The organism is Stenotrophomonas sp. STEN008 (genome assembly GCF_056760435.1).
This window is the reverse complement of record NZ_JBRRET010000083.1, coordinates 1-1,721: the sequence shown is the minus strand read 5'-3', so window position 1 is coordinate 1,721 and position 1,721 is coordinate 1. Positions and strand designations below refer to the sequence as shown.

At 64.8% G+C, this 1,721-nt stretch carries 1 protein-coding gene; it reads left to right on the top strand.

From position 1 onward, the window contains the following. Positions 1-317: 317 nt before the first annotated feature. Positions 318-1,721 (top strand): cache domain-containing protein (locus tag ACVOME_RS18645; RefSeq protein WP_481505392.1); only part of this gene is annotated, 1,404 nt, incomplete at its 3' end.

Genomic DNA, 1,721 nt, shown 5'->3' with positions numbered 1-1,721 from the left:
GGCAGGACCGTTGGCGCCATGGATGGCGCCATCGAGCCCCCATGGATGGGTTCACGGTGTGTCCTGCCTGCCCACCCCGCCCCGGCCAAACCGTAGCAACCCATCGCCATGACCTGCCGTTGCCGTTGCCGTTGCCGTTGCTTTTGCTTCAAAGGACTGCCGCAGGCAGCGCCGCAGCCGCCGCTGCAAGGAAACCTGAATGCGTTCCGGCACTGCACCTCAATCCCGCGCGCCCGCGGCCGATAACGGGGGTGTCATGGTGTATTCCGCCGTGGCCGGCTCGGCGCCGCCCGCCTGCTTCAAACTGGTCCTGCTCGATGAACCTCATGCATCGCTGGCAACACTACTTCAGCAATCTCTCCGTCCGGCGCAAGCTCAATCTGCTCACGCTGCTCATCGCGCTGGGCGTGGTCGCGCTGTCGGTGATCGCCGCCCGCATGCAGTACCTCGACCTGACTGAAACGCGCAAGACCTCGCTGAAGACCCAGGTCGAACTGAGTTACGGCATTGTCCAGCACTACCACCGCCTGGCCGGTACCGGCGAGCTCAGCGAAGAGGCAGCCAAGGCCGCCGCACTGCAGGCGCTGGAGAGGATGCGTGCCGAGAACGACACCTACTACTACAACGTCTACGACACCGGCTACCGGGTACTCATGCACCCGTTCCGCAAGGACCTGGTCGGCAAGGACATGAAGGATTTCCGCACCGATGAAGGGGTGCGCATCTATTACCAGCAGGTCGAGGCAGCCAAGGCCGGGGGCGGCTTCGTCGACTACCGCTGGGCCAAGCCCGGCAGCGAAGGCACGGTCGGCAAGATCGCCTATGCCGGGCTGTTCGCGCCGTGGAACTGGGTCATCAGCAGTGGCGTCTACACGGACGACGTGCAGAAGCAGGCCCTGGTGTTCACCACGATCATGGCGATCTCCGGTGGCGTGGTGGTTCTGATCGTGCTGGCCTTGAGCTGGCTGATCGGCAACCGCATCGCGGTACCGTTGAAGCAGGCTACGGCCGTGGCCGAAGGCATCGCCGCTGGCAGACTGGACAGCCATATCGGCCCGCAGCCGCATGACGAGCCCGGCCGCCTGCTGGATGCGATGTCCGCCATGCAGCGGCAGCTGCACGCCGTGATCGGTGGCCAACGTGAGATGGCACGTCGCCACGACGCCGGTGAACTCAGCTACCGCATCGATGCCAGCGCATTCCCCGGCGAGTATGGGCTGATGGTGCAGGAGACCAATGCGCTGGTCGGCGGCCACGTGCAGACCCTTCATGATGTGCTCGATGTCGTCCAGCAATACGCCGTCGGCGATCTGAGCCGTGATATCGCCCGCTACCCGGGCGAGAAGGCGGCGATGACCCACGCCGTTGATACCGTCAAGGACAACCTCGGCCGCATCAATGCCGAGATCAAGCAGCTGGCCGGCGCCGCCGCTGCCGGTGACTTCAGCCGTCGCGGCGACGCACAGCGCTTCGATCACGATTTCCGCACCATGCTGGAAAACCTCAACGCGATGATGGCAGTCAGCGATGAGAACCTCGGCAAGCTGTCACAGCTGCTGTCAGCCATCGCCGAAGGCGACCTGACCGCCCGCATGCAGGGCGACTACCAGGGCGTGTTCGCACGGATGCGTGACGATGCCAATGCCACCGTCACCCAGCTGACCCGCATCGTTGGCCAGATCCAGGCCAGCGCCTCCAGCATCACCCTGGCCGCCGGCGAA